The sequence below is a fragment of the Streptomyces sp. 5-10 genome (assembly GCF_014712245.1).
Classification (GTDB): Bacteria; Actinomycetota; Actinomycetes; order Streptomycetales; family Streptomycetaceae; genus Streptomyces; species Streptomyces violaceusniger.
The window spans coordinates 20,696-46,347 of the sequence record NZ_JACVYG010000015.1; the positions used below are offsets into that span (position 1 = coordinate 20,696).

Genomic DNA, 25,652 nt, shown 5'->3' on the forward strand with positions numbered 1-25,652 from the left:
AGAGGATAGGGCGTCCCGGACCCGCCCCGAGCCACGCCCCCGGCAGCTATGCCGTAGATCTCAGCCGTCCGCCCGGGGCCCGGAGGGGAAACCCTCGGCGACCATGGCCGCGAGATCGAAGTACGCCTCCTGGCTCTTCGGCCGCATCATCTCCAGGTCCACTTCGGCGCCCACCGCGAGATGCTCGTCGAACGGCACGACGACCACACCGCGGCAGCGGGTCTCGAAGTGCGACACGATGTCCTCGACCTTGATCATCTTGCCGGTCTCCCGCACCTCCGAGATGACCGTGACGCTGCGGGAGACCAGATCGGCGTAGCCGTGCGCGGCCAGCCAGTCCAGCGTGGTGCTCGCGCTGCTCGCACCGTCCACCGAGGGGGTCGAGACGACGACCAACTGGTCGGCGAGGTCCAGGACACCGCGCATGGCGCTGTAGAGCAGAGCGGTGCCGGTGTCGGTGAGGATGATCGGATACTGCCGGCCGAGCACGTCCATGACCCGGCGGTAGTCCTGGTCGCCGAAGGTCGTGGAGACCGCCGGATCCACGTCGTTGGCGAGGATCTCCAGCCCCGACGGCGCCTGTGAGGTGAACCGCCGGATGTCCATGTAGCTGTGGAGATACGGGATCGCGTTGACCAGGTCGCGGATGGTCGCGCCGGTCTCGCGCTGCACCCGGCGGCCGAGGGTGCCCGCGTCGGGGTTGGCGTCGAGCGCGAGGATCTTGTCCGGGCGCAGTGCGGCGAGGGTGGAGCCGAGGGCGGCGGTCGTCGTGGTCTTGCCCACACCGCCCTTGAGGCTGATCACCGCGATGCGGTAGCAGGAGAGCACCGGCGTACGGATCAGCTCCTGCTTGCGCTGCCGCTCCGCCTCGTCTCTCCGGCCGCCGAAGCTGAACAGGGAGGCGAGCTGCGCTCTTCTGCGCTTCTGCGGCCTGCCGCGCATCAGCCGGTCGGACGACAGCTCGACCGACGCGGAGTACCCGAGCGAGGAGCCCGTCACCGACGGCGTCTGCGCGGGCGGGGCGCCGGTGGGCCAAGCGGGCGGCGGGGGCGGGAAGGCCGCGGGCTCATGCGGTGGGAGCTGGTGGCCGCAGTGCCCGCAGTAGCGGTTGTACGGCGGCGCGACCGCCCCGCAGTCGGGGCAGTGGTCGGTCCGCGAGGCTGGCAGGGGAACGCGGAGATCCGTGCCGCAAGAGCCACAGAAGCGGTCGTCCTGCTCCAGCGGGCTGCCGCAGGACGGGCAGATGGCCCAGCGCGGCGGCTGCCATGCTTCCGTGTCCTGCCGCTGCCCCGGGCCGTCCCCGGCCGGCTGGGGAAAGAGGGCCGCGAAAGCGTCCCCGGTCTCCAAGGTCTCCCAGTTTTCCGGGGTCTCCCGGAAATCCGGGGCTTCCGGCGGCGCCGCCGCGACGAACCCCAGGTCTGCCGCCCAGTTTTCGACGTCGTCCGGGGGCCTCGGCCCCACCGGGAGTTCCACCACCGACGGCGGGGGCGGGGGTGGCGGAAGCGCGGGGGCGCCGAACCGCGCCGCCAGGCGGGATCCCACCTCGGCGAAGGCCCGCGCCCCGGGGGGAAGGCTGTCGGGGCCGTCCGGATGGGCCAGCCACGCGGGGAAGTCCGGTGCGCGGCCCGCCAGTTGTTCCAGCCTCTGCCCGATGTGCCGCCCGGTGCCGATGAGTTCGGCCGTCGGCACGGCGTCCAGCAGGGCGTCCCGCGCCGTCTCGGTGAAGTCGAAGACACGGTGCTGCGGCAGCGGCTCATCCGCCGGCGGCCCCGCCGCGACCGGCCGCATCAGCCCGCCCAGAAAGACCTCGGCGAGGTGAGCGGTCTCCGCCTGCCAGGGGACGGAGGCCTGCACCAGCCGCATGACCGGCACGGACACGGGGGCGACGGCGGCGAGGTGCGCGGCGAGGCGGTAGGCCTCCGGGGAGGCCGCGTCACGGAAGCGCTGGACGGCGCCGAGCCCGTCGGCGGGCGCCGCTCCGCCCTCAGGGGCCGGTTCCGGACGGCACAGAAGGGACATCAGCGCGCTTCCGCCCGGGGAGGCCACGAGCCGGGCCCAGGCGGTCATCGACGTGGGATCCGGTTCGATGACCGGCACCGGAATGCCGTCGAACGGGGCCAGGTCCGGCGGGAGCACGGGGTCGCTGACCCTCCACTCGGTGTTCGGCGCGCCGCTCTGCCGGGTCGTCACCTGCCACCGCTGCGCCCGGATGCCGGAGCCGTCCCACATCCGGCGCGGCAGCGCGTGCAGGATGGCCGTGGGCCCGCACCGCGCCCACCGCTCCACCGCCGCGTGCTTGCGGCCGTCCCGCCAGGCCGGACCCATGCCGTCGCTCAACACCAGGACCAGCGTCTGACCGGACGGATCGGCGAGCGTCTGCGACGGCCTCGCGGCCGACGACGGATCGAAGGGGCGGGCGCTCAGCTCGGGCGGGCCGGCGGGGCCGCGGGAGTGCAGCCCGTACGTCCGTACCACCCGGAAGGCGCCGAGCCGCTCCATCATCGCGCGGATCTCCGTGGCCAGCCGTTGCCAGAGCAGCATCGACATGCCGTCGTCGATGACCAGCGCCAGATCCAGCCAGCGCTCGCGGGCGGGGCGCAGGGCGACGTCCGGCAGACCGGTCTCGGCGAGCGCCGCCACCGTCGCGTCCACATCCAGCTCCCGCTTGGAGACGCTGGGCCGGTGTTGCTTGAGCGGGCGCAGCGCCCGGCCGATCCGCAGCTCGGCGCGGAGCGCCTTGCCCTCCGGGACGCGCAGCGGCAGCGCGCCGGCCGTATCCGGGGCGCGCCGGTCCGCCGGGCGGGAGCGGTTCGGCGCGGCGTGCAGCGGGCCCGCGGGCCCCGCGTCCGACCCCGACGGCGGGCCCAGGGCGCCGCGGGACGCCGGCGGGGCGAGGAGGTAGTCCCCGTCCGCGACCGCCTCCTCCTCCGGCGGGGCGTCGGGAGGCGCGGCAACCGGCGGCCGGGTCAGGCAGCGCAGTAGCGGCGCGTCCTCGGCCCCGGCGGGCAGCCGACCCGCCAGCCACAGCGCGTCCAGCAGCTCCTCCTGCGCCAGCGGGACGCCGCTGTCCGCGAGGACCGCGAGCAGCGCGCCCAGGTCCTCGCCGAGCCGGCCGGCGTCCCTGGCCATCGGACTACACCGCCCCGGTCAGCCGGTGCAGCACGGCGTCCAGCAGCCCGTCCGCGTCCAGGTCCACGCCTCCCGCGCGGAGGAAGACCGCGTTCAGCAACTGGTCGGTGGCCAGTTCGCCCGGGGCGCGCCGGCGCAGGAACGCCTGGAGCAGATCGTCCACCTCGTGCAGCGCGTCCTCGCCGAGGTGCGCGGTGACGATCGCACGCAGCCGGTGCTCGTCCGGCGGCGGCAGCTCCAGCCGCACGCAGCGGCGCAGAAACGCGGGCGGGAAGTCGCGCTCGCCGTTGCTGGTGATGACGACGACGGGGAACTCCTCACAGCGCACCCGGCCGCGCACCACGATCGTCTTCTCCTCGATCCGCAGCGTCGGAACGCGCACGTCGGGCAGTTCGTCGGAGAGCCGCGACAGCTCGGGGATCTCGAACTCGCCCTCCTCGAAGATCGTCAGCAGATCGTTGGGCAGATCCACATCGCCCTTGTCGAGCTCGTCGATGAGCAGCACCCGGGGCCGCGACCGGGGCACCAGGGCGGTGCCGAGCGGGCCGAGCCGCATGAAGGAGCCGATGTCCGGCTCGGGGCGGCCCTGATCCCTGCTCATGGTCGTCTCACGCAGCCGGCCGACCGCGTCGTAGCGGTAGAGCGCGTCCTGCACGGTGGAGCGGCTGTTGACCGGCCAGCGGAGCACCTCGCCGAGGCCCAGCTCATGCGCCACCGCCTGGGCCAGCGACGACTTGCCCGTGCCGGGCTGGCCGGTCACCAGCAGGGGGCGGCGCAGATGGAGCGCGGCGTTCACGATGTCGGCGTGGGCCGGTGAGATCAGATACGGCGGAGGGGCGCCCCCGTCGGTCCCCGGGCGCGCGGTGCCGCCGAACCGCCGCCAGGGCGGGGCCGGCGGCAGCGGAGTCGCGCGCGCCACGCCGTCCCCGCGGAAGAGCCGCCATTCCGCCGGCGCGGCCGGGGGCGGGTCCTGCCGCGCCGGCGGCGCGGGGGACGGCGACGGCCCGGAGTTCTGCTGGTACCAGGCGGGAGGCGAGAAATCGATGGAGAACTCCTCCGCGGGGGGAGCGGGTCCGTCCGGTGGAGGGGCGGAGCCGTCATCGCCCGGGACGCCGTCCCGGTCGCCGTCGCGTGCCGTCATGCGACCTCCATCGCGCTGTCGTCGGTGTTCATCACGGCTCCGTCGGGTCGGCCAATTCCAGCTGCGGCAGTTCACGACCGGGCTCGGCCCAGGCCAGCACCGGACGCCCCAGGGAGGCCTGCGGGCGGCCGAGCGTCCGGGCGCGGTAGGCGCGCACCGTCTCGGGGAGGCGGCCCGGCGGGGTGCCCGCGACCGCCCGCACGGCAGGGGAGCCGGACTCCCCGGCCTTGTCCCGGTCCCAGACCACGACCGGCACCCCCATCGCCAGACACAGCTGCACGATCTCCACGCGGACATCGGCCGGGACGCCGTCCACGGTGGCCAGCGGGGCGTCCAGGTGGTCCATGAGCAGCCCGTACACCCCGTTCTTGCCGCCCGTGGAGCGGTCGATGTGCACGGCGCCCCCGTCGTCCAGCCGCTCCCAGCGGTGGCGCCGCGCCGCCTTGAAGCGCTCACCCCGCAGCAGCTCCGGGCAGTTGACGACCAGCGGATACTCCGCGCCCAGCACTCCGGGGAGCAGCCCGGCCGGACCCGGCCACTCCCACTGGTCGACCGGGACCTCCAGCCCCTCACGGTCCACGATGAGTTCGATGACCGGGCGGATGCCCGCCGGGAGCGCCCGGTGCAGCGGCTCGATCACGGTCAGGATGTCCTCGGCCGCCTGCGCCGCGCTGCGGGGCCGGTCGCCGCCGTCCGAGACGCGCCGCGGCCCGGCCCCCTCGTCACACCACAGCCGCAGGCGGTAGTGGTGGGTGCCGTCGTGGTCGGGGTGGGCGGTGAGCCGTACGAGCACCCGGGGCGCCGCCATGGGTGCCCGCTGCCGCTCCGCCCACTCATGGGCGTCCGCCCGGCGCTCCGCCAGGGCCGCCTCGTGGACCCCGAGGCGGGCGGCGACCGCCGTGCTCCAGCGGCGCAGCCCGTCGCGCGGCCCGGACGGGCTCAGCGCCGCCACATAGGCGGCCACGCGCAGCAGCCCGGGGACGACCGAGGTGCCCTCCGGGACCGGGTGGCTGTCCCCGCGCAGCCCCTCCAGATACTCGACGAGCGCCGTGATCCGAGCCATGCGGACGGTGGCGTCCGGACTGCCCCAGTCGGCTCCGGCCAGCAGCGCCCCGGGCAGCTCGGCGACCGGCAGCGCGGCCCGTATGACCGAGGGGAAGCGGGCCGCCGTCGCCGCGGGCACCTGCCCGAGCAGTGCCAGCAACTCGTCCAGCTCGGCGGGGGAGAGCAGCCGTGGCACGCCCGACATCCGCCCCGCCGCGAGGAGTTCGGCGACCGCGCCCGGGGCGGCGGGATGCAGCACCTCGGTGAGGGCGGGCAGCGCGCGTCCGTCGGCCGTGAGCAACCGCGCGAACTCGTCGACCGACGGCGCGGATCCGTCCGCCCGGTGATGGTGCCCGCACCGCGCGGCGACGGCTCGCGCGCAGTCGGCCCGCCGGACCGGGTCCGCCAGCGCCCGGCCGAGCACGGCGGCCAGCGCCCGGTGGGCCGGGTCGACGGCCCCGCCGTCCGCCGGCGCCGGCTCGTCGAGGACGTGCTCGGCCCCCGCGCGGGCCAGCTCGGCCCGGATCCGCTGCCAGGGGATGCCCCAGCTGCGGCGGGCGACATGCTCCGGGGAGTACGCGAGCGGGGTGCCGTATCGCGGGTGGCGCGGCGGCGTGAGGGCGGCCGCCACCAGGCCGACCACCGCGCCCGCGTCCCCCGACCACAGCGGCCCTCCGCTGTAGCCGTGGTCGATGGCGACCCCGGTCAGCCCCTCGCCGTCCACATAGCCGATCCGGCCGTCGCACGAGGTCACCCGAGCGGTGGCGACGGTGGCGTGCAGCCCGCTGCCGTGCCACGCGCGGACGAACTGCCCCTCCGCCATGGCCTGCCAGCGCGGCGGCCGCACATCGCGGGGGAGGGGCTCGACGAACTCGAGCACGGCCAGGTCGCCGTCCCACTCCACACCGTTCGCCGCGCCGGGCGGTATCCACACCGCCAGCCGGGCCGTGCACGCGTGCGGCTCGCCGTCCGGGCCGTGCACCAGCACCTTCAGGGTCTCCTGCGCCGGGCGCTCGGCGCAGATCGTGTTCTCCTTCCCGAGCGCGCAGTTGATGACGTGCGCGCAGGTCAGGAAGCGGGCGCGGGGCAGCAGCACACCGGAGCCGACCGCCTCGCGGTCGGACTGGCTCAGCACCGACACCGTGGCTGGACGCTGCCCGGTGGACCGGACGGGGAGAAACCAATCCATCGATCAGGCCGTACGCGAACCCGATAGCTGCCAGGTGGCCGAAATGGTCATGCTCGCCTGGCCGTTCGCCCCGACGATGCCCAGCTTCAGGTCCTGCCCGACCTGCACCCCGAACTGCACCTGGATCTCATCGGGCGGATTTGGCGCGGCGGAGACGGCGTTGTGCACCTCCTGCAACAGCGGCCCCAGCGGCCGCAATACGGCCTGCAGCCCTTCGACGGCCAGCGCCGCCGCGCCCCTGGGCGCCCGCCCCACCGGCGTCACACCCCCGATACCCCCGGGCATCGCGGGCCCTTTCCCGCCCTCGCCCGAGCCGTTGGGAGGCGCCGGGGTGGAAGCGGTGGCCACCGGGGTCAGCTCCAGGCGCACGGGGGTGCCATCGGGCAGGGGAAACTCCGCGTAGTCCGTCACACCCCCATCATGCCCACCCACAAGCCGCTGGTCTCCCCTTTTGCGGCAACATCCCACGTGGGGGCCACGCGCACGGCGCGGCACATCGATGTCGGATTCCCGCGAGCCTGCCCCCACCCCGCTGACGGATGCTGGACCCATGCACACCGACACCGACCGGTGCCTCCGCGCCGCCCAGGCCAAGGACGCCCGCTTCGACGGGTGGTTCTTCATCGCCGTCGTGACCACCGGGATCTACTGCCGGCCGAGTTGCCCGGTCGTCGGGCCCAAGCCCGAGAACATGCGGTTCTACCCCAGCGCAGCGGCTGCCCAGCAGGCCGGTTTCCGGGCCTGCAAGCGGTGCCGTCCGGACGCCAGCCCCGGCTCGCCGCAGTGGAACGAGCGGGCGGATCTGGTGGCCCGCGCCATGCGGCTGATCGCCGACGGCGTGGTGGACCGGGACGGGGTGCCGGGCCTGGCGGCCCGGCTGGGATACAGCACCCGGCAGATCGAGCGGCAGCTGCTCGCCGAGCTCGGCGCGGGCCCGCTCGCGCTCGCCAGGGCCCAGCGGGCGCAGACCGCGCGGCTGCTGATCGAGACCAGCGCGCTGCCGATGGCGGACATCGCCTTCGCGGCCGGGTTCGCCAGCGTCCGCGCGTTCAACGAGACCGTACGGGAGATCTTCGCGCTCTCCCCGACCGAGCTGCGGCAGCGGGCGCGGCGGGGGCCGTGCGCCAGCGTGCCGGGGGCGCTTACGCTGCGGCTGCCGTTCCGGGCGCCGCTGTGCCCGGACAACCTCTTCGGCCACCTGGCCGCCACCGCCGTCCCCGGCGTCGAGGAGTGGCGCGACGGCGCGTACCGGCGCACCCTGCGGCTGCCGTACGGGCCCGGGGTGGTCACCCTGAGCCCCCGGCCGGACCACATCGCCTGCCAGCTCTCCCTCGCCGACCTGCGCGACCTGGCCGGGGCGATCAGCCGCTGCCGGCGGCTGCTGGACCTCGACGCGGACCCGGCCGCCGTGGACGACCTGCTGCGTACGGATCCGCAGCTGGCCCCGCTGGTCGACAAGGCCCCCGGGCGGCGGGTGCCGCGTGCGGTGGACGCGGACGAGTTCGCGGTGCGCGCCGTGCTCGGACAGCAGGTGTCCACGGCGGCCGCCCGCACCCACGCCGGGCGCCTGGTGGCGGCGCACGGCGAGCCCGTGGAGGACCCGGCGGGCGGCCTGACCCACCTCTTCCCGTCCATCCAGGCCCTCGCCGGGCTGGACCCCGAGAAGCTGGCCATGCCCCGCACCCGCCGCGCCACCCTCACCGGGCTGATCGGCGCGCTCGCCGAGGGCCGGGTCGCGCTCGGCGTCGGCAGCGACTGGGACGAGGCCCGCGCGAGCCTCGGCACGTTGCCGGGGCTCGGCCCCTGGACCGTCGAGGTGATCGCGATGCGCGCCCTCGGCGACCCGGACGCCTTCCTCCCGACCGACCTCGGAGTGCGCCGCGCCGCCGCCGAACTGGGCCTGCCCGCCACGCCCGGCGCCCTCACCCGCCACTCGACCCGCTGGCGCCCTTGGCGCGCCTACGCCGTCCAATACCTATGGGCCACGGATGGCGCCCACGCCATCAACCGCCTGCCCGCCGCCTGACCGGCCACCGGCCCGCACCCGGCAACGAAACGGCGGCCCGTGATACGGGGAAGCCGCCCGACCGTTACCGCATCCAGCACCCAGCACCCGGACCCCGCCGAGGAACACCATGAGCCGCACCCACACCACCATCGACAGCCCTTACGGCCCCCTCACCCTCGTAGCCACCGGCACCGACCTCTCCGGCCTCTACATGGTCGAGCAGCGCCACCGCCCACCCGAGGAGACCTTCGGCGGCCCCGGCGACCCAGCCGACGCCCCCTTCGCCGAGACCATCCGCCAGCTCACGGCCTACTTCGCGGGCGAGCTCACCGAGTTCGACCTGCCGCTGCACCTGGACGGCACGCCCTTCCAGCGCCGCGTCTGGGCCGAGCTGCGGGCCATTCCATACGGCGAGACCTGGTCGTACGGCCGGCTGGCCGACCGCATCGGGCAGCCGACCGCCTCCCGCGCGGTGGGCCTGGCCAACGGCAAGAACCCGGTCGGCATCATCGTCCCCTGCCACCGCGTCGTCGGCTCGACCGGCAGCCTCACGGGCTACGGCGGCGGCCTGGACCGCAAGCGGCGGCTGCTGGAGTTCGAGGCCCGGCAGGAACTGCCCGGCCTCTTCTGACGCCGAAGTCAGTGATCAGCCCGCAGCGATGCGATCCAACAACGTGGGCAGCGCCACACTGATGGGCTCGCGAACGACCTCGTCCGCGAGCTCGTCATACGGCGTCGGCTCGGCATTGACGATGATCAGCCGGGCACCATGCTCGGCGGCCAGCCCGGCGAGCGAGGCCGCGGGCTGAACCTGGAGGCTGGTGCCGACCGCGATGAAGATCTCGCACGCCTGCGCCACCGCGACCGCTTCCGTCAGCACCTCCGGATCGAGGCTCTCCCCGAACATCACCGTGGCCGACTTCAGGATCCCGCCGCACTCCCGGCACGCCGGATCCGCCTCACCCGCCGCGACCCGCTCCAGCGCCTCGTCCATCCCGGACCGCGCCTCGCAGTGGGTGCACCGCACGGCCCGCGCGGTGCCGTGCAGTTCCAGCACCTTGCGCGCGGGCATCCCGGCGATCTGGTGCAGCCCGTCCACGTTCTGGGTGATCACCCGCACCGGCACCCCCGAGCGCTCCAGCCGGGCGACGGCCTCGTGCGCCGCGTTGGGCCGGGCGTGCAGCGCCTCGCTGTCGCGCCGCATCTGCCAGGAGCGGCGCCGGATCTCGGGGTCGGTCATGTAGTACTCGTACGTCACGAGCTTCTCGGCCTCGGGGTCCTGCCGCCACAGCCCCTGCGGACCGCGGTAGTCGGGGATCCCGGAGTCGGTGGAGATGCCCGCCCCGCTCAGGATCGCCACCAGCGGCCGATGCGTCGTCTCGCTGCTCATGCGGCGAGCGTACGTGGCGTTCACCCTCTCGGTGGAGAATCGCCGATTCCGGTGACTCCGCGTGGTCGGACCGTCCTACGCTGCGGCTTCTTGACCGGGCCGAGAGGAATGGGGGTGGCGATGGCGGACCCGACGGACGAGGACGCGGGCGATGGCGCGGTGGATCTGTTCCGCGCGCTGGGCCGACAGATCAAGGTGTTGCGGGAGCGGGCGGGGCTGACCCAGAAGGAACTGGGGGAGCGGCTGGGATACGCGGAGGCGACTATCTCGTCAGCCGAGCGGGGACTGCGGATTCCGCAGCCGGAGTTGCTGGAGGCGGCGGACGATCTGCTGGGCGCGGGCGGGGTGTTGAAAGCCGCCAAGGAGGACGTCGAGCGGGCCAAGGTGAAGGCCCGGGTGCGGCATCCGACGTGGTTTAGGGATTATGCGCGGCTGGAGGCGGAGGCGGTGGAAATCCACGAGTACGGCAACCATGCGATCCCGGGCCTGCTCCAAACGGAGCCACATGCCCGAGCGCTGCACGCCATGCGTATGCCCCTCCTTGATGAGGAGACGATCGAGCAGCGAGTTGCTGCACGCCTGGCCCGGCAGGACGTGTTGACACGCTGGCCAGCGCCCATCGTCACGTGCATCATCGAGGAGTCCGTGCTGCGGCGCCCGATCGGGGGAGGCGAGGTGAGGACGGGGCAACTCGAACAGCTCCTCAGGCTGGGGCAGTTGCGAAGTCTCCAGCTCCAGGTCATGCCGATGGATCGGGAAGAGCACGCGGGCATGGGCGGCCCGTTCATCCTGCTGACGCCAAAAGGGCGTCAGCAGGTGGGATACCTCGAGGTGCAGAATTTCAGCAGGCTGATCACGGACGTCGAGGAGGTCCGTATGCTGGCGGCTCGATACAGCAGTATCCGCGCTCAGGCACTCACTCCGCGTGAGTCACTGACCTTGATAGAGAAGATGCTGGGGGAGACATGAACTCGGAAGCGTCCGCTGAGACCACGTGGTTCAAGAGCAGCTACAGCACGAATGAGGGCGGGGCCTGTGTCGAGGTGGCCGTCACGGAGCAGAGCGTGCGCATACGTGATTCCAAGGACCTGACACGTCCGGCACTCACTGTCGGGCGGGACGGGTGGACCCGGTTCATACGGCACGTCGGGCGCGGCTAGATGAAGCCCGTAGCGCCCTCTGGGCCTAGCTGGTTCAAGAGCAGCTACAGCAGTGGTGAGGGTGGGGAATGCCTGGAGGTCGCCATTACCGCGCACGCGGTCTCCGTCCGCGACTCGAAGGACACCACACGGCCCGGCCTCACCGTAGACCGGCCGCATGGGCCCGCTTCGTGCGGTACGTCACCGACGCGTCGTGAGCGCCGACTTCAGGTAGTCCGCCACGCGCACAACGGGTCGACCGAGACATACGCATCGCCGATCCGGCCCATACCGCCGGCGAGCGGACCGAACCCTCTAGCCCGACCTAACCCGACACCGCCAGCCGGTGCGTACGCGCCGCGAGGTCGCTGACGCGGGCCCCGTCGAAGCCGAAGACGGCGCTGCGCACCCGGTCCTCCAGCGGCTCGGTCCACTGCGGCGGGATGGCCGCCGCGCCGCACAGCACCCCCGCGACCGACCCGGCCGTGGCGCCGTTGGAGTCGGTGTCCAGGCCGCCGCGTACGGTCAGGGCGATCGTCGTGGTGAAGTCGCCCGCGCCGTAGAGCAGCCCGGCCGTGAGGACGGCGGCGTTCGGGACCACATGGATCCAGGGCAGCCCGGCGGTCTCCCGCTCCAGCTGGGCGAGCGCGTCCGCCCAGGCCACGCCCGCGTCGTGCAGGGACGCGACCCGGCGCACCGTACGGGCCAGGCGGCAGCGCGGCGGGATCCAGTCCAGGGCGCTGTCGACGGCGGCGCGCGGACCGTCCTCCGTGAACGCGGCCGCGATCAGCGCGGCCGCCCACATCGCCCCGTACACCCCGTTGCCGGTGTGGGACAGGACGGCGTCGCGGCGGGCCATCGCGGCGGCGCGCCGCGGATCGCCGGGGTTGACCCAGCCGTGGACATCGGCGCGGATCAGGGCGCCGATCCACTCCTGGTAGGGGTTGTCGAGGGTCGCGCTGAGCGGCGGTTTCACCCCGGCCGTGAGATTGCGGTAGGCGGCCCGCTCGGCGGTGAAGGTCTGCAGATACGGCAGCCGCAGCAGCCAGACCTCGCCGACCTGCTCGGTGCTGAAGTCGGGGCCGTGGGTCTCCAGCAGGTGCAGGCCGAGGACGGAGTAGTCCACGTCGTCGTCGCGGCAACTGCCGTGGATCCGGCCGCGGACGCAACTCTGCCACTCGGGGCGCAGCTCGAACTCCACCGGGTCGGGCGGCGGCTCCAGCGCGGGGAGGTAGTCGGTCAGCGGGAGGGCGTCGGCGCGGCGGAGATACCGGTCGATGCGGTCGCGGGTCCAATGCGCGCCGTTCTCGACGGGTTTGCCGAGCATGTTCCCGGCGATCCGGCCGAGCCAGCCGCCGAGGATCCGGTCCGCGAGTGCGCTCCCGCTGAGGGCCATGGGTCAGGTGTACCCATCTGAGGTGGGTGTACCGGTGCGGCCGCGCCGGATAGGGTCACAGCGGCGCGACTGCCTGTGCGAATGCGAGGGGTTACGAAGGTGACGGACGCTTCGACGGAGGCTTCGGAGGACCCGGCGGCCTCGAAGACGGAATCCGCGGCAGAGACCAGGACATGGGCGCAGGGGCAGGCGACGCCCCCGAAGCGCGTGCTGATCGCCGCGGACAAGTTCAAGGGCTCGCTCACGGCGGTGGAGGTCGCCGAGCGCGTCACGGCGGGCCTGCGCCGCGGCGCGCCCCGTGGCGGCGAGGGGCTGCGGATCGCGGCGCTGCCGGTGGCCGACGGCGGGGACGGCACGGTGGACGCGGCGGTCGCGGCCGGGTTCGAACGGCGCGAGGCGCGGGTCACCGGGCCGCTGGGCGCGCCGGTGACGGCGGCGTACGCGCTGCGCGGGACCACGGCCGTGGTGGAGATGGCCGAGGCCTCCGGGCTGCGCCATCTGCCGAAGGGGGTCTTCGCGCCGCTCACCGCGACCACGTACGGCAGCGGGGAGCTGCTGCGGGCGGCGCTGGACGCGGGCGCCCGCACGATCGTGTTCGGCGTGGGCGGCAGCGCCACGACGGACGGCGGCGCTGGGATGCTCAGCGCGCTGGGGGCGCGCTTCCTGCGGGAGGACGGCACCCCCGTCGCACCGGGCGGAGGCCCGCTGCGCGACCTCGCCACGGCCGATCTGTCCGGCCTCGACCCGCGTCTCGCCGCGACCGAGACCGTGCTGGCCAGCGACGTCGACAATCCGCTGACCGGGCCGAAGGGCGCGGCGGCGGTCTACGGCCCGCAGAAGGGCGCGGGCGAGGACGATGTGGCGGCCCTGGACGCCGCCCTCGCCCACTACGTACGCGTCCTGGAGCGCGCGGTCGGGGCGTCGGCCGCCGACTACGCCCTCGCGCCCGGCGCGGGCGCGGCGGGCGGCATCGGCTTCGGCGCCCTCGTCGGCCTGGGCGCGACCTTCCGCCCCGGCATCGAGGTGATGCTCGATGTCCTCGGCTTCCCCGCCGCGCTGGAGGGCGCGGACCTGGTGATCACGGGGGAGGGCTCGCTGGACGAGCAGACCCTTCACGGCAAGGCCCCGGCAGGCGTCGCGGCGGCGGCCCGCGCGCGGGGCATCGAGGTGGTCGCGGTCTGCGGCCGCCTGGCCCTGGCTCCGGCTGCCCTGGGCAACGCGGGCATTCGCCGCGCCTACGCCCTCACCGAGCTGGAACCGGACCCGGCCCGGTGCATCGCCGAGGCCGGCCCCCTCCTGGAACGCACCGCGGAACGCCTGGCGGCGGACTTCCTCGGCTGATTTCGGCTTTCGGCGCATCTTCCCGAATTCGGGTACGGGTACGGGTACGGGTACGTACCCGTACCCTGGTGTCATGAGTGGAGGGAGCCTCACCATGGCCGATGCCAACGTACGAATTCCCACCGAGGCACGAGACCGGCTGGCCGAGATAGCGGCTTCGGAGGGGCTTTCCCTGCGGGCGTATCTGGCCCGCCTCGCCGACACCCTGCTCACCCCGGCCGAGCGGGCCGAGCGCGCTGAGCGAGCTCGCGCCGTGTTGCGGGAGTGGAACGGGTACAACCCCAGCGAAGCCGAGATCGCAGACTTGGACGCCGACCTGGATCGGCGTCTGGCCGAGGCGGACGCTCGGTGACCGAAGCTCTGCACATCGTGCTGGACGACACCGCCATGGTGGCCGCCGGGCGCGGCAATATCCTGCTCTCCCGCCTGATCCACCGTGCTCACGCCGAGCCGGGCTGGTTCCTCTACGCTCCCGCCTGTGCCCTTGTGGAGGCCGACCGGGCCCGTCCCGGAACGGCGGAGCACATCGCCGCCCTGCCCAGCCTCACCGTCCTGGACCTCGACCTGCCTGCCGCCTTGGCGGTGGCACGCGCTCCCGCCGGATGGGCGGCTGCCCACACCGCGTACGTGGCCCAGCCGACTCCTGAGCGCCCTGCCGGGGCGGTGGTCGCGACGGCTGCGGCGGATGGGTGGAAGGGGCAGCCGGTGCGGATCCTCGACATGGGGCCGTAACCCCGGTCGTCACCAGAAAACGCCGTGGGGCCCGAGCGGGAAGCTCGGGCCCCACGGCGTTCCGTCCAAGGGACGGGCGGCCTTACGGCCGCTACGGCAGCTGCGCTGCCCTCGCCTCGCGGCGGTTGTCGCGGAACGCGTTCACCCGGCGGGCCGTGGCGAAGAGCGGGATCACCGCGCCCATGACGACCTGAAGGGCGCAGGCCGACTGGAGCAGGAGCTCACCGCCGGGGGCCTCGAAGGCCCAGGCGGCCAGCAGGGCCATGCTGGTGACGATCCAGCCGAGCATGGCCACCGCGAGCCGGCCGCGCGGCTTGGGGTACTCCACCCGGCTCACCATCAGCCACGCGACGCCCACGATCGCGAGCAGCGTCGGCACGAACGGCAGCCCCAGCAGGACCACCGAGACCACCGTCAGGGCGCCGAAGGGACTCGGCATGCCCTGGAAGACGCCGTCCCGCAGCGTGACACAGGAGAATCTGGCAAGCCGCAGCACCACCGCCAGCAGCACCACGATCGCGCCCACCACCGAGACCCGCTGATACGCGTCGTCGGACACCATCCCCCAGACGAGGACGAAGTACGCGGGGGCCAGCCCGAAGCTGATCAGGTCGGAGAGGTTGTCCAGCTCCGCGCCCATCGCCGAGCTGCGCAGCTTCCGCGCGACGAGCCCGTCGAAGAGGTCGAAGACGGAGGCGAGCAGCATCAGCATCACCGCGGAGGCGGCGCTGTGCCGGGTCATCCCGCCGTCCTCGCTGCCCGTGAGGTGCGGGATGAGGACGCCGGTGGTGGTGAAGTAGACCGCCAGGAAGCCACACGTGGCGTTGCCCAGGGTCAGCGTGTCGGCTATCGACAGGCGCGTCGACAGCGGCATGTCGTCCGCCTCGTCGACATCGGCGGCGTCCACCTCGGCCTCGGGTACCCAGGCGGCCTGCGTATCGGGATCAATCACGGTCAAGGCGAGTCACCCCCGCGGTGGTGGCCTGGCCGACCTCGACCGCGACATCGACACCCTCGGGAAGGTAGACGTCGACCCGCGAGCCGAAGCGGATGAGACCGATCCGCTCACCCTGTTCGACCTTCGTGCCCTGTGGCACATACGGCACGATACGCCGGGCGACGGCGCCGGCGATCTGGACCATCTCGATGTCGCCGAGCTCGGTGTCGAAGTGCCAGACGACCCGCTCGTTGTTCTCGCTCTCCTTGTTGAACGCGGGAACGAAGCCGCCGGGGATGTGCTCCACGGAGGTCACCGTGCCGGCCAGCGGGGCGCGGTTGACGTGGACGTTGAGCGGGCTCATGAAGATGGCGACGCGGGTGCGCCCGTCCTTCCACGGCATGATGCTCTGCACCACACCGTCGGCCGGGGAGATCACGCGGCCCTGCGTGATCTCTCTCTCGGGGTCGCGGAAGAACCACAGCATGCCCGCCGCGAGCGCGGTGGCGGGCACGGCGACCGCCGCCCAGCGTCCGGAGCGGCGGGACCGAGCGAGACTGACCGCCGCGGTGGCGACGGTCGGGAGGAGCCACGGCGACGCTCCGCGCGCGAGGCGGACGCGGCCGCGTTGTGCAGAGGATTGGCTGTGGGGCATGGATGACCTTCGTAGCGGAGGATGCCGCGACGCAAGACTGGGGACGGCGGCTTTACGGGATGGTATCGGTTGCGAGCGGTAACTGGGCAAGCGCCAGGGCCCGTCGGTGGCTGGTCAGTGACCGAAGACCCTCGGCGCGGTGTGACCTTCTTCTCTCGGATACCACCCCAAAAGGGACGTTCAGTCTTGGGTTCGGTATTCCTCGAGAAGCCTCCGTCCAATAATCATTTTCTGAATCTCGGCGGTTCCTTCGCCGATGAGAAGCATCGGCGCCTCTCGGTAGAGCCGCTCGATCTCGTATTCCTTGGAGAAGCCGTACCCGCCGTGGATGCGGAAGGCGTCCTCCACGACCTCTTTGCAGTACTCGGACGCCAGGTACTTCGCCATTCCCGCCTCGAGGTCGTTGCGCGCGCCCGAATCCTTCTTCCGGGCCGCATTGACCATCATCGCATGCGCCGCCTCGACCTTTGTTCCCATTTCAGCCAGTTTGAACTGGATGGCCTGGTGCTGGGCGATCGGCTTACCGAAGGTATGCCGCTGCTGTGCGTATGCGACGCCCAGCTCGAAAGCGCGCCGCGCCACTCCGCAGCCGCGGGCGGCGACATTCACCCGGCCGACCTCGACGCCGTCCATCATTTGGTAAAAACCTCGGTTCGGCGCCCCGCCGAGCACCCGATCGGCCGGAATGCGCAGTCCGTCCATGATGAGCTCGGTGGTGTCGACCCCCTTGTAGCCCATCTTCTCGATCTTGCCGGGGATGGTCAGACCGGGCCGGACCTCCCCGAAGCCGGGCTCCTTCTCGACCAGGAAGGTGGTCATCGCCTTGTGCGGCGCGACCCCCTCCTGGGCCTCGCCGGTCCGGCACAGGACCGCCACCAGGGTGGAGGTGCCGCCGTTGGTCAGCCACATCTTCTGGCCGTTCAGGACGTAGTCGTCGCCGTCCCGCACCGCCTTGCTGGTGATGGCCGACACATCCGAGCCCAGGCCCGGCTCCGACATCGAGAAGGCGCCCCGGATCTCGCCCAGCGCCATCTTGGGAAGGAAATACTCCTTCTGCTCCTCGGTGCCGTGCTGCTTGAGCATGTACGCCACGATGAAGTGGGTGTTGATGATGCCCGACACGCTCATCCAGCCGCGGGCGATCTCCTCCACGCACAGTGCGTAGGTGAGCAGTGACTCACCCAGGCCGCCGTATTCCTCCGGGATCATCAGCCCGAAGACGCCGAGCTCCTTCAGTCCCTCGACGATCGCGGTCGGATATTCGTCGCGATGTTCCAGTTCGGTCGCGACCGGCAGGATCTCCTTGTCGACAAAATCCCTGACCGTGGCGAGGATCTCCCGCTGGATGTCGGTCAGGCCCTCCGTCTGCGCGAGGCGGCTCATTTCACTGCCCTCCCAGCTCCGGGCGGCCCGGCTGCTCTCCGCCCCGCTCCTTGATGTAAGTGGCGGTCGGCACCATCACCTTGCGCCGGAAGACACAGACCAGAGTGCCGTCCTGCTTGTAGCCCTTGGTCTCCACGTGCACGATGCCCCGGTCGGTTTTGGACTTCGACGGCGTCTTGTCCAGGACCGTGGTCTCGCCGTAGATCGTGTCGCCGTGGAAGGTGGGCGCCACATGCCGCAGTGACTCGACCTCCAGATTGGCGATGGCCTTTCCGGAGACATCGGGCACGGACATGCCCAGCAGCAGGGAGTAGATGTAGTTACCGACCACCACGTTCTTGCCGAAATCGGTCGTCTTCTCGGCGTAGTTGCTGTCCATGTGCAGCGGGTGGTGGTTCATGGTGAGCAGACAGAAGAGGTGGTCGTCGTACTCGGTGACCGTCTTCCCCGGCCAGTGCCGGTAGACGTCGCCCACCGTGAACTCCTCATAGGTACGGCCGAACTGCATGGCTCACGCCTCCGGGGGCTGGAAGGTGGAGGTACGGCTCATCCCGGCGGCGCGGCCCTTGCCCGCGACGACCAGGGCCATCTTGCGGCTGGCCTCGTCGATCATCTCGTCCCCGAGCATCGCGGAGCCCTTCATACCGCCCTCCGCCGAGGTGCAGTAGTCATAGGCGTCCAGGATCAGCTCGGCGTGGTCGTAGTCCTCCTGCGACGGCGAGAAGACCTCATTGGCCGCCTCCACCTGGCCGGGGTGCAGCACCCACTTCCCGTCGTAGCCGAGGGCGGCCGCGCGCCCGGCCACCTCGCGGAAGCCGTCCACGTTCCGGATCTGGAGGTACGGGCCGTCGATCGCCTGGAGGTCGTGCATACGCGCCGCCATCAGGATCCGCATCAGGATGTAGTGATACGCGTCCGCCGGATAGCCGGGCGGCTGCTCGCCCACGACCAGCGACTTCATGTTGATGGACGCCATGAAGTCGGCCGGGCCGAAGACGATGGTCTCCAGACGCGGCGAGGCGCCGGCGATCTCGTCCACGTTGACCAGGCCCTTGGCGTTCTCGATCTGCGCCTCGATGCCGATCCGCCCGATCTCGAAGCCCATCGTCTTCTCGATCTGGGTGAGCAGCAGGTCCAGCGCGACGATCGCTTCAGCGTCCTGCACCTTGGGCAGCATGATGCAGTCCAGGTTCGGGCCCGCGCCCTCGACCACCGTGATGACGTCCCGGTACGTCCAGTGGGTGGTCCAGTCGTTGACCCGCACCACCCGGGTCTTACCGGTCCAGTCGCCCTCGTTCAGCGCCTTGACGATGGTGTGCCGGGCGTCCTCCTTGGCCAGCGGCGCGCAGGCGTCCTCCAGGTCCAGGAAGACCTGGTCGGCCGGGAGCCCCTGGGCCTTCTCCAGGAAGCGCGGATTGGAGCCGGGGACGGCGAGGCACGAGCGGCGCGGCCGGAGGCGACTGGCGGCATCGGCGCGGTCGGGGGCGGTCATACGAGAACCTCCAGAGGGGGAAGCGTGTTCGCGGCGCGGATCTCATCGACGATACGGCCGATGATCTCCGTGATACCGAAGTCCTTGGGGGTGAAAACGGCGGCGACACCCGCCGCGCGCAGGGCGGCCGCGTCCGAGGACGGGATGATCCCGCCGACGATGACGGGGATGTCCTGGGCACCCGCGGTGCGCAGCCGCTCCAGGACGTCGGGCACCAGCTCGGCGTGCGACCCGGACAGGATGGACAGCCCGACGCAGTGCACGTCCTCGGCCACGGCCGCCGAGACGATCTGCTCCGGGGTGAGCCGGATCCCCTGGTAGACCACCTCGAAACCGGCGTCCCTGGCCCGTACGGCGATCTGCTCGGCGCCGTTGCTGTGCCCGTCCAGACCGGGCTTGCCGACCAGCAGCCGCAGCCTGCCGCCGCCGAGCTCGGCGGCGGTCTTCCCGACCTTCTCGCGGACCGAGGCCAGCAGGGAGCCCGCCTCCGCGGGGACGGACAGGGGCGCGCCGCCGACCCCGGTGGGGGCGCGGTACTCGCCGAAGACATCGCGCAGCGCCCAGGCCCACTCCCCGGTGGTCACGCCCGCGCGGGCACAGCGCAGGGTCGCCTCCATCAGGTTGTCGGTCCCCACGGCGGCCTTACGGAGGGCACCGAGGGCCTCCTGGGCGGGTCCCTCGTCGCGCTGCTCGCGCCAGGCGTGCAGGGCCGAGACCACCCGCGCCTCGTTCTCCGGGTCCACCGTCATGATCGCGGTGTCGAGGTCGGCGGTGAGCGGATTGGGCTCGGTGGACTCGTAGCAGTTGACGCCGACGATCTTCTCCTCGCCCGCCTCGATCCGCGCCCGGCGCTCGGAGTGGGAGGCCACCAGCCGCGCCTTGAGATAGCCGGACTCGACGGCGGCCATCGCCCCGCCCATCTCCTGGATCCGCTCGATCTCGGCCTCGGCCTTCTCCACCAGCGCGGCGACCTTGGACTCGATCACATGCGAGCCCTCGAAGATGTCGTCGTACTCCAGCAGATCGCTCTCATGGGCGAGGACCTGCTGGATGCGCAGCGACCACTGCTGGTCCCAGGGGCGGGGCAGGCCCAGCGCCTCGTTCCAGGCCGGGAGCTGGACGGCGCGGGCGCGGGCGTCCTTGGAGAGGGTGACGGCCAGCATCTCCAGGACGATGCGCTGGACGTTGTTCTCCGGCTGGGCCTCGGTCAGGCCGAGCGAGTTCACCTGGACGCCGTAGCGGAACCGGCGGTGCTTGGGGTTCTCGATGCCGTACCGCTCGCGGGTGATCCGGTCCCAGATGCGGCCGAAGGCGCGCATCTTGCACATCTCCTCGATGAAGCGGACGCCCGCGTTCACGAAGAAGGAGATCCGGGCCACCACGTCGCCCTTACGGTCCTCGGGAACCTGGCCGGAGGCGAACACCGCGTCCAGTACGGCGACCGCCGTGGACATCGCGAAGGCGATCTCCTGCACCGGAGTGGCCCCGGCCTCCTGGAGGTGGTAGCTGCAGATGTTGATCGGGTTCCACTTGGGGATGTGGTGGACCGTGTACGCGATCATGTCGGTGGTCAGCCGCAGGCTCGGGCCCGGCGGGAAGACATGCGTCCCCCGCGACAGGTACTCCTTGACGATGTCGTTCTGCGTCGTCCCCTGGAGCTTGCCGATATCGGCGCCGTGCTCCTCCGCGACGACCTGGTACAGCGCCAGCAGCCACATCGCCGTCGCGTTGATCGTCATGGAGGTGTTCATCCGCTCCAGGGGGATGTCCTGGAACAGCCGTCGCATGTCGCCCAGGTGCGAGACCGGGACCCCGACCCGGCCCACCTCGCCGCGGGCGAGGATGTGGTCCGGGTCGTAGCCGGTCTGGGTGGGCAGGTCGAAGGCGACCGAGAGCCCGGTCTGGCCCTTGGCCAGGTTGCGCCGGTACAGCTCGTTGGACGCCTCGGCGGTGGAGTGCCCGGCGTAGGTGCGCATCAGCCAGGGCCGGTCCTTGGGGCGGGGTGTGTCACTCATCGGACATCCCGGCCGTTCTTGTGGTCGTCACGGAACAGGTTGATGGCGTCGATGTGCTGCTCGCGCATCGCCTGGTCGCGCACGCCCATGCCCTCCTCGGGGGCCAGGCACAGCACGCCGACCTTGCCCTGGTGGAGGTTGTGGTGGACGTCGTACGTGGCCTGGCCGGTGTCCTCCAGCCGGTACGTCTTGGACAGCGTCGGGTGGATCCTGCCCTTGGCGATCAGGCGGTTGGCCTCCCACGCCTCGCGGTAGTTGGCGAAGTGCGAGCCGATGATCCGCTTCAGCGACATCCACAGGTAGCGGTTGTCGTACTCGTGGGTGTAGCCGGAGGTCGAGGCGCAGGTGACGATCGTGCCGCCCTTACGGGTGACATAGACGGACGCGCCGAAGGTCTCCCGGCCCGGGTGCTCGAAGACGATGTCCACGTCCTCGCCGCCGGTCAGCTCGCGGATCTTCTTGCCGAACCGCTTCCACTCGCGCGGGTCCTGGGTGCCGTCGTCCTTCCAGAACGCGTAGTCCTCGGCGGTGCGGTCGATGATCGCCTCGGCGCCCATCCGGCGGCAGATCTCGGCCTTCTGCGGCGAGGAGACCACACAGACCGGGTTGGCCCCGCCGGCCAGCGCGAACTGGGTGGCGTACGAGCCGAGCCCGCCGCTCGCGCCCCAGATCAGGACGTTGTCGCCCTGCTTCATCCCGGCGCCGTTGCGGGAGACCAGCTGCCGGTAGGCGGTGGAGTTGACCAGGCCCGGGGCGGCCGCCTCCTCCCAGCTCAGATGGTTGGGCTTGGGCATCAGCTGGTTGGACTTGACCAGTGCGATCTCGGCGAGCCCGCCGAAGTTGGTCTCGAAGCCCCAGATGCGCTGCTCGGGGTCGAGCATGGTGTCGTTGTGGCCGTCGGCGCTCTCCAGCTCGACCGACAGACAGTGCGCGACGACCTCGGCGCCCGGCTTCCAGGAGTTCACACCGGGGCCGGTGCGCAGCACGACGCCCGCGAGGTCGGAGCCGATGATGTGGTACGGCAGGTCGTGCCGCTTGGCCAGGGGGGAGAGCTTGCCGTACCGCTCCAGGAAGCCGAAGGTCGGCAGCGGCTCGAAGATCGAGGTCCACACGGAGTTGTAGTTGACCGAGCTGGCCATCACGGCGACGAGCGCCTCTCCGGGGCCCAGCTCGGGCACCGGCACCTCGTCCACGTGCAACGACTTGCGGGGGTCCTTCTCCCGGGTGGTGAGGCCGGCGAACATCTCGGCCTCGTCCTTGCGCACGGTCACCGCGCGGTACGACTCGGGGACGCGCAGTGCCGCGAACTCCTCGGGTGCTGTGTCCGACGCCAGGATCGCGTCAAGTATCTCGTTCATCGGTGCCTCCGGCGAAGCGTCCATGGGGGACGCCTGAGGGAACGCTGGGCTCGTGACGGGTGATGCTGATGCGGTGCCGTCGGTTCGGCGGAGGTGGTGCTCGATGCGGCGCGGGTGGCGCCGGGTGCCTGGTGACGCAGGCGTCGTCCGGGCGCGCAAAGCGGCTTGCGGGGACAGCCGACGCACGGAGGTTGGCAGTGCGCCGGCCGCCCGGACACCCTCACCGTATGGCACGCTGTGCCACCTCGCAAGACACTGGGTGCCAACAATTTCCCTCAGTTGTCATCTCCGGTGCACACATGAGCAACAACGGCCGCCCCAAGCGGGGCGGCCGTCGCGGTGTGTATCGGTGGTGCCGGTGCCTGTCAGTCGCCCTTTTCCAGCGAGAGCGCGAAGATGTGCGCCCGTGCGGTGCCCGAGGGGGCGCCCAGGGTGATCGCCGACAGCTCCTTGCCCGGGTCCAGCTCCACCACCTGGTGGAAGATCGCGGCCTTGGTGCCCAACGGGCCGGTGCGGGTGTGGATCTGACTCGTCCGCACCGCCTCCGTCTCCCCGTACGCCGGACCCGACATCCAGGCCGTCAGCCGGATGGTCAGCTTGCCCGTGGAGCCGTCGGCGTACGTGGCCTCGGCGGGGACGGACACGTTGCCGGTGTCGCCCGCGCCCAGCACATGCAGCTTGGTGTAGCCGCCCGCCGTGACCGCGACCTTCTGACCCGCGGCGATGACGTTGTTGTTGGAGCCCTCGCTGCCGTTGGTGAACGCGAAGGTGATCCCGTCGTCCTCGGTCTGCCCGGTCTGCGGCAGCTGCGCCATCGGATAGGTGCGGCCCGTGCCGTCGAAGTCGCCGTCCCCGTAGTACATCTCGGTGGTGATGGCGTCGTTGTCGAAGTGCCCGGTCAGATCGACCTGGGTGACCGCGCCGGCCTGCGGCAGCTCCGGCAGGCCCCAGGGCTCGGCCGGGGTGGTGACCTTCACCGGGGCGATCCGGAAGTCCGGCTCGGTGCCGGCCGGGTAGATCACCGCCTCGTCCTCCCGGCCCAGCTCCAGCTCGATCTCGCCGTTCCCCAGGTCACGCCACTTCGGTGCCGGGCCGCCGACCCCGGCGACCGTGACCCGGCCGCCGATCGAGTGGCGCACGCGGCAGGGCTCCCCGGCCAGGCTGCGCACCCGCACCCAGCGCGTCGTCCCGCCCGTACGCACCCCGCTGACCAGGAACGCGCCCTGGGTACGGAAGTCGTGCAGCGTGACGTCCTTCCACTCGCCCGGCACCCCGGGGAAGAAGCGGATGGTCCCGCCCCAGCTCTGGCAGAGCATGTCGTGGATCGCCTGTGCGCCCGACAGCGGGGTCTCGATCACCGGACCCGCCTCGTAGTAGTGGGTGTTGGGCTGGATGAACCGCGCCACCAGCTCCCGCAGATACTTCAGCGCGTCATCGCCGCGCCCCATCTGCGTCGAGATCGAGGCCGCGCCCGAGAAGCTGTAGCCGCGCAGCGCGCCCTCGAAGCTGATCCAGTGCTCCAGCGAGCGGGCGATCAGGTCCCGGTGCTCCTTCTGGTCCCAGTTGACCAGGTAGAGCGGGTAGACCGAGAGCATGTGGGAGTAGTGGCGGTGGGACTTGGCGAAGGGGACCCCGGCGCCGATCATGAAGCCGTTCTCGTCCACCGGATAGTCGACCAGCTTCTCCAGCACCTCGCGCCACTTGGGCACTAGCGGATCGTCCTTGTCCAGCAACTCGACCGTGGTCAGCAGGGTCTGGCAGGACCAGCGCAGCAGCGCCAGGTCGTAGTTGCAGTCCGGGGCCGCGCCGTACTCGGGGGAGAAGGTCTTCGGCAGGTGCAGTCTGCCGTCCGGCTGCTGGGTGAGGAAGTGCAGGTAGTAGTTGGTGGAGCGGCGCAGCAGCGGATAGAGCACGTCCTCCAGCAGCCCACGGTCCATGGTGTGGCGGTAGGTCAGCCAGACGTTGTGCAGCGCCCAGGGCAGATTGCCGACCTCGGGGGAGTCCCCGACGCCCGGCACCGGCACCGTGCCGTTGTCCTCGCACTGCGCGTCCGTGGAGCGGCGCAGCCCGGCCGAGTCGGCGCGGTACTCGGGCTTGAGGCCACTGATGAGCACATCGGTGTTCTCGGCGAGGGTGCGCGGAATCGCGTCCAGTTCCAGGTGGTTGGAGCCGTGCACCGGCCAGTACTCCAACTGGACGTTGAGGTTCCACCACACTCCGGGCCACGGGGTCGGCTCCACCCACGGGCCGGTGGTGGCCATGACGGGGGCGTGCTCACGGGCGGCGCAGGCCAGCTTGTAGAGCTGGATCCAGTAGAAGCTCTGGAGCATCCCGTCGGGCACCGAGATGAAGCTCTTGCGGTAGAAGCGGTGCCACCACTCGTAGTGGGTGCGCCGCAGGCTGGAGACCGGCAGCGCGGACGCCTTGCGCACGGTGGTCCGCGCCCGGCCCTCCGCGTCCGTACCCGGGAAGGAGTGCGCCACGGCCAGGTAGTACGTGCGCTCCCGGCCGCTGCCGCGCTGCTTGTACGCGGTCACCGTCTGCCCGCCCGCCACCAGCGACTGGACGGTGATGCCCAGCCCGTCCTGGGTGCGGCTGACCGGGGCCGGGTTGGGCTCGAAGCCCTTCGGCGGATCCTCGCGGACGATGCGCGGGCTGACCGCCGGTGAGGGCTTGAACTCCCAGCGGAACCCCTCCTCGCCGGCGCTCGCCTCGACGGTGGCCAGCAGCATGGTGCGGTCGTTGTGCACCAGCGCCCGGAGCTTCAGCTTCCCCTTGTCCGTGGTGACCGTGCCGCGCAGCTCGGCGTTCCACAGATCCAGCCGCAGATCGACGCCGCTGATGGCGCCGACCGGGCGCAGCAGCAGATTGCCGACCGGGAGCCGTGCCACGCCCCAGTCGCTGCCGCCTTCGGTGGGCCGGTGGTCCTGGACCTCGCTGTGGTGGACCGTGAAGCGCAGCGCGTTCTCGCCGGGCTCCTGGTAGATCATCGAGCCGAGCAGGCCATTGCCGAGGAACGGCCCCTCGTACCACGTTCTCGGCAAGCGCTTCCAGAGCAGATCCTGGCCGCTGAGGAACCGCTCCCACTCCTGGTCGGTGCGCATGCCCCGCAGCGTCACCGATTGCTGTGGCCGGGCCGCCGCCTCCTGCTCGGGGAGGGCCGCGCCGACGGCCGTGCTCGCGGCCGCGCCCGCCGCCACCCGGCCCAGGAACCCGCGTCTGCTGACTGGCATCCCGATCTTCTCCCGTCCCCGAAGCGACCAGATTGCTCCGATGATTTGGCTAGACGGGAGCGTAGAAAGG

The 25,652-nt window shown here is 71.8% G+C and carries 22 protein-coding genes; 8 read left to right on the forward strand and 14 right to left on the reverse strand.

Annotated features, from left to right (window positions below; translation table 11 throughout):
* Positions 1 to 60: 60 nt before the first annotated feature.
* The 4 genes from IEJ02_RS18815 to IEJ02_RS18830 are packed head-to-tail and all read right to left on the reverse strand — an operon-like array spanning position 61 to position 6,914.
* The gene (locus tag IEJ02_RS18815; protein ID WP_191065942.1) at positions 61 to 3,129 is read right to left on the reverse strand and encodes an SAV_2336 N-terminal domain-related protein; all 3,069 of its coding nucleotides are present in this window, start codon (positions 3,127 to 3,129) and stop codon (positions 61 to 63) included.
* A gap of 4 nt (positions 3,130 to 3,133) precedes the next feature.
* Positions 3,134 to 4,270, reverse strand: coding sequence for an AAA family ATPase (locus IEJ02_RS18820; protein ID WP_223864062.1), 1,137 nt, complete (start codon positions 4,268 to 4,270; stop codon positions 3,134 to 3,136).
* A gap of 31 nt (positions 4,271 to 4,301) precedes the next feature.
* Positions 4,302 to 6,503 carry a VMAP-C domain-containing protein gene (locus tag IEJ02_RS18825; protein WP_191065943.1) on the reverse strand — a complete coding sequence of 734 codons (2,202 nt, stop codon included), beginning with the start codon at positions 6,501 to 6,503 and terminating at the stop codon, positions 4,302 to 4,304.
* A gap of 3 nt (positions 6,504 to 6,506) precedes the next feature.
* The gene (locus IEJ02_RS18830) at positions 6,507 to 6,914 is read right to left on the reverse strand and encodes a CU044_2847 family protein (protein WP_191065944.1); all 408 of its coding nucleotides are present in this window, start codon (positions 6,912 to 6,914) and stop codon (positions 6,507 to 6,509) included.
* Between the two features lie 139 nt (positions 6,915 to 7,053).
* Between IEJ02_RS18830 and IEJ02_RS18835 the strand changes: the two genes are divergently transcribed.
* Entirely contained in the window at positions 7,054 to 8,529 is a 1,476-nt protein-coding gene (locus tag IEJ02_RS18835) for a DNA-3-methyladenine glycosylase 2 family protein (protein ID WP_191065945.1), read from the forward strand.
* Between the two features lie 109 nt (positions 8,530 to 8,638).
* Complete coding sequence (locus tag IEJ02_RS18840) at positions 8,639 to 9,142, forward strand: methylated-DNA--[protein]-cysteine S-methyltransferase (RefSeq protein WP_191065946.1); 504 nt, start codon at positions 8,639 to 8,641, stop codon at positions 9,140 to 9,142.
* Positions 9,143 to 9,157: 15 nt separating this feature from the next.
* Here the strand turns inward: IEJ02_RS18840 and IEJ02_RS18845 are convergent, their stop codons facing one another.
* Positions 9,158 to 9,901 carry an SIR2 family NAD-dependent protein deacylase gene (locus tag IEJ02_RS18845; RefSeq protein WP_191065947.1) on the reverse strand — a complete coding sequence of 248 codons (744 nt, stop codon included), beginning with the start codon at positions 9,899 to 9,901 and terminating at the stop codon, positions 9,158 to 9,160.
* 108 nt (positions 9,902 to 10,009) lie between these two features.
* Between IEJ02_RS18845 and IEJ02_RS18850 the strand changes: the two genes are divergently transcribed.
* Genes IEJ02_RS18850 through IEJ02_RS51085 form a run of 3 tightly spaced genes read left to right on the forward strand, consistent with a single transcriptional unit; the run spans position 10,010 to position 11,412 of the window.
* Complete coding sequence (locus IEJ02_RS18850; protein WP_191066044.1) at positions 10,010 to 10,870, forward strand: helix-turn-helix domain-containing protein; 861 nt, start codon at positions 10,010 to 10,012, stop codon at positions 10,868 to 10,870.
* Positions 10,867 to 11,061, forward strand: coding sequence for a DUF397 domain-containing protein (locus tag IEJ02_RS18855; RefSeq protein WP_191065948.1), 195 nt, complete (start codon positions 10,867 to 10,869; stop codon positions 11,059 to 11,061). Before IEJ02_RS18850 ends, IEJ02_RS18855 begins: the two co-directional genes overlap by 4 nt.
* Positions 11,062 to 11,412 (forward strand): DUF397 domain-containing protein, encoded by a 351-nt coding sequence (locus IEJ02_RS51085; RefSeq protein WP_370467077.1) that lies wholly within the window; start codon positions 11,062 to 11,064, stop codon positions 11,410 to 11,412.
* Here the strand turns inward: IEJ02_RS51085 and IEJ02_RS18865 are convergent.
* Positions 11,366 to 12,436: an ADP-ribosylglycohydrolase family protein gene (locus IEJ02_RS18865; protein ID WP_191065949.1), complete on the reverse strand. Its 1,071-nt coding sequence runs from the start codon at positions 12,434 to 12,436 to the stop codon at positions 11,366 to 11,368. The genes IEJ02_RS51085 and IEJ02_RS18865 overlap by 47 nt on opposite strands.
* Before the next feature lie 207 nt (positions 12,437 to 12,643).
* On the opposite strand from IEJ02_RS18865, the gene IEJ02_RS18870 reads away from it, so the two are divergent.
* From IEJ02_RS18870 to IEJ02_RS18880, 3 genes are all read left to right on the forward strand, one after another.
* Entirely contained in the window at positions 12,644 to 13,777 is a 1,134-nt protein-coding gene (locus IEJ02_RS18870; protein WP_191066045.1) for a glycerate kinase, read from the forward strand.
* A 94-nt stretch (positions 13,778 to 13,871) separates the two neighbouring features.
* Positions 13,872 to 14,129 carry a hypothetical protein gene (locus tag IEJ02_RS18875; protein WP_182473691.1) on the forward strand — a complete coding sequence of 86 codons (258 nt, stop codon included), beginning with the start codon at positions 13,872 to 13,874 and terminating at the stop codon, positions 14,127 to 14,129.
* Positions 14,126 to 14,509: a PIN domain-containing protein gene (locus IEJ02_RS18880; RefSeq protein ID WP_191065950.1), complete on the forward strand. Its 384-nt coding sequence runs from the start codon at positions 14,126 to 14,128 to the stop codon at positions 14,507 to 14,509. The genes IEJ02_RS18875 and IEJ02_RS18880 overlap by 4 nt, the downstream gene beginning before the upstream one ends.
* A 91-nt stretch (positions 14,510 to 14,600) precedes the next feature.
* Here the strand turns inward: IEJ02_RS18880 and pssA are convergent, their stop codons facing one another.
* From pssA to IEJ02_RS18920, 8 genes are all read right to left on the reverse strand, one after another.
* A complete protein-coding gene (gene pssA / locus IEJ02_RS18885) occupies positions 14,601 to 15,467 on the reverse strand; it encodes a CDP-diacylglycerol--serine O-phosphatidyltransferase (RefSeq protein ID WP_191065951.1) in 867 nt (288 codons plus the stop codon).
* Entirely contained in the window at positions 15,454 to 16,101 is a 648-nt protein-coding gene (locus IEJ02_RS18890; RefSeq protein ID WP_037958795.1) for a phosphatidylserine decarboxylase, read from the reverse strand. Before IEJ02_RS18890 ends, pssA begins: the two co-directional genes overlap by 14 nt.
* Positions 16,102 to 16,281: 180 nt before the next feature.
* Positions 16,282 to 17,484 (reverse strand): acyl-CoA dehydrogenase family protein, encoded by a 1,203-nt coding sequence (locus IEJ02_RS18895; RefSeq protein WP_137980044.1) that lies wholly within the window; start codon positions 17,482 to 17,484, stop codon positions 16,282 to 16,284.
* A 1-nt stretch (position 17,485) separates the two neighbouring features.
* Positions 17,486 to 17,992 (reverse strand): MaoC family dehydratase, encoded by a 507-nt coding sequence (locus IEJ02_RS18900; protein ID WP_046089195.1) that lies wholly within the window; start codon positions 17,990 to 17,992, stop codon positions 17,486 to 17,488.
* A 3-nt stretch (positions 17,993 to 17,995) separates the two neighbouring features.
* Positions 17,996 to 18,976 carry an HpcH/HpaI aldolase/citrate lyase family protein gene (locus tag IEJ02_RS18905; protein ID WP_191065952.1) on the reverse strand — a complete coding sequence of 327 codons (981 nt, stop codon included), beginning with the start codon at positions 18,974 to 18,976 and terminating at the stop codon, positions 17,996 to 17,998.
* Positions 18,973 to 20,991 (reverse strand): protein meaA, encoded by a 2,019-nt coding sequence (locus tag IEJ02_RS18910; RefSeq protein ID WP_191065953.1) that lies wholly within the window; start codon positions 20,989 to 20,991, stop codon positions 18,973 to 18,975. The genes IEJ02_RS18905 and IEJ02_RS18910 overlap by 4 nt, the downstream gene beginning before the upstream one ends.
* Complete coding sequence (gene ccrA / locus IEJ02_RS18915; protein WP_191065954.1) at positions 20,988 to 22,349, reverse strand: crotonyl-CoA carboxylase/reductase; 1,362 nt, start codon at positions 22,347 to 22,349, stop codon at positions 20,988 to 20,990. The genes IEJ02_RS18910 and ccrA overlap by 4 nt, the downstream gene beginning before the upstream one ends.
* Positions 22,350 to 22,714: 365 nt before the next feature.
* Complete coding sequence (locus IEJ02_RS18920) at positions 22,715 to 25,582, reverse strand: glycosyl hydrolase family 95 catalytic domain-containing protein (protein ID WP_191065955.1); 2,868 nt, start codon at positions 25,580 to 25,582, stop codon at positions 22,715 to 22,717.
* Between the last annotated feature and the right edge of the window lie 70 nt (positions 25,583 to 25,652).

Coding starts and splice junctions, on each gene's coding strand:
- ccrA (WP_191065954.1), bottom strand. CDS start 22,349: ATGAACGAGATACTTGACGCGATCCTGGCGTCGGACACAGCACCCGAG.
- IEJ02_RS18855 (WP_191065948.1), top strand. CDS start 10,867: ATGAACTCGGAAGCGTCCGCTGAGACCACGTGGTTCAAGAGCAGCTAC.
- IEJ02_RS18850 (WP_191066044.1), top strand. CDS start 10,010: ATGGGGGTGGCGATGGCGGACCCGACGGACGAGGACGCGGGCGATGGC.
- IEJ02_RS18895 (WP_137980044.1), bottom strand. CDS start 17,484: ATGAGCCGCCTCGCGCAGACGGAGGGCCTGACCGACATCCAGCGGGAG.
- IEJ02_RS18820 (WP_223864062.1), bottom strand. CDS start 4,270: ATGACGGCACGCGACGGCGACCGGGACGGCGTCCCGGGCGATGACGGC.
- IEJ02_RS18900 (WP_046089195.1), bottom strand. CDS start 17,992: ATGCAGTTCGGCCGTACCTATGAGGAGTTCACGGTGGGCGACGTCTAC.
- IEJ02_RS18875 (WP_182473691.1), top strand. CDS start 13,872: ATGGCCGATGCCAACGTACGAATTCCCACCGAGGCACGAGACCGGCTG.
- IEJ02_RS18815 (WP_191065942.1), bottom strand. CDS start 3,129: ATGGCCAGGGACGCCGGCCGGCTCGGCGAGGACCTGGGCGCGCTGCTC.
- IEJ02_RS18890 (WP_037958795.1), bottom strand. CDS start 16,101: ATGCCCCACAGCCAATCCTCTGCACAACGCGGCCGCGTCCGCCTCGCG.
- IEJ02_RS18920 (WP_191065955.1), bottom strand. CDS start 25,582: ATGCCAGTCAGCAGACGCGGGTTCCTGGGCCGGGTGGCGGCGGGCGCG.
- IEJ02_RS18910 (WP_191065953.1), bottom strand. CDS start 20,991: ATGAGTGACACACCCCGCCCCAAGGACCGGCCCTGGCTGATGCGCACC.
- IEJ02_RS18845 (WP_191065947.1), bottom strand. CDS start 9,901: ATGAGCAGCGAGACGACGCATCGGCCGCTGGTGGCGATCCTGAGCGGG.
- IEJ02_RS51085 (WP_370467077.1), top strand. CDS start 11,062: ATGAAGCCCGTAGCGCCCTCTGGGCCTAGCTGGTTCAAGAGCAGCTAC.
- IEJ02_RS18905 (WP_191065952.1), bottom strand. CDS start 18,976: ATGACCGCCCCCGACCGCGCCGATGCCGCCAGTCGCCTCCGGCCGCGC.
- IEJ02_RS18825 (WP_191065943.1), bottom strand. CDS start 6,503: ATGGATTGGTTTCTCCCCGTCCGGTCCACCGGGCAGCGTCCAGCCACG.
- IEJ02_RS18835 (WP_191065945.1), top strand. CDS start 7,054: ATGCACACCGACACCGACCGGTGCCTCCGCGCCGCCCAGGCCAAGGAC.
- IEJ02_RS18840 (WP_191065946.1), top strand. CDS start 8,639: ATGAGCCGCACCCACACCACCATCGACAGCCCTTACGGCCCCCTCACC.
- IEJ02_RS18865 (WP_191065949.1), bottom strand. CDS start 12,436: ATGGCCCTCAGCGGGAGCGCACTCGCGGACCGGATCCTCGGCGGCTGG.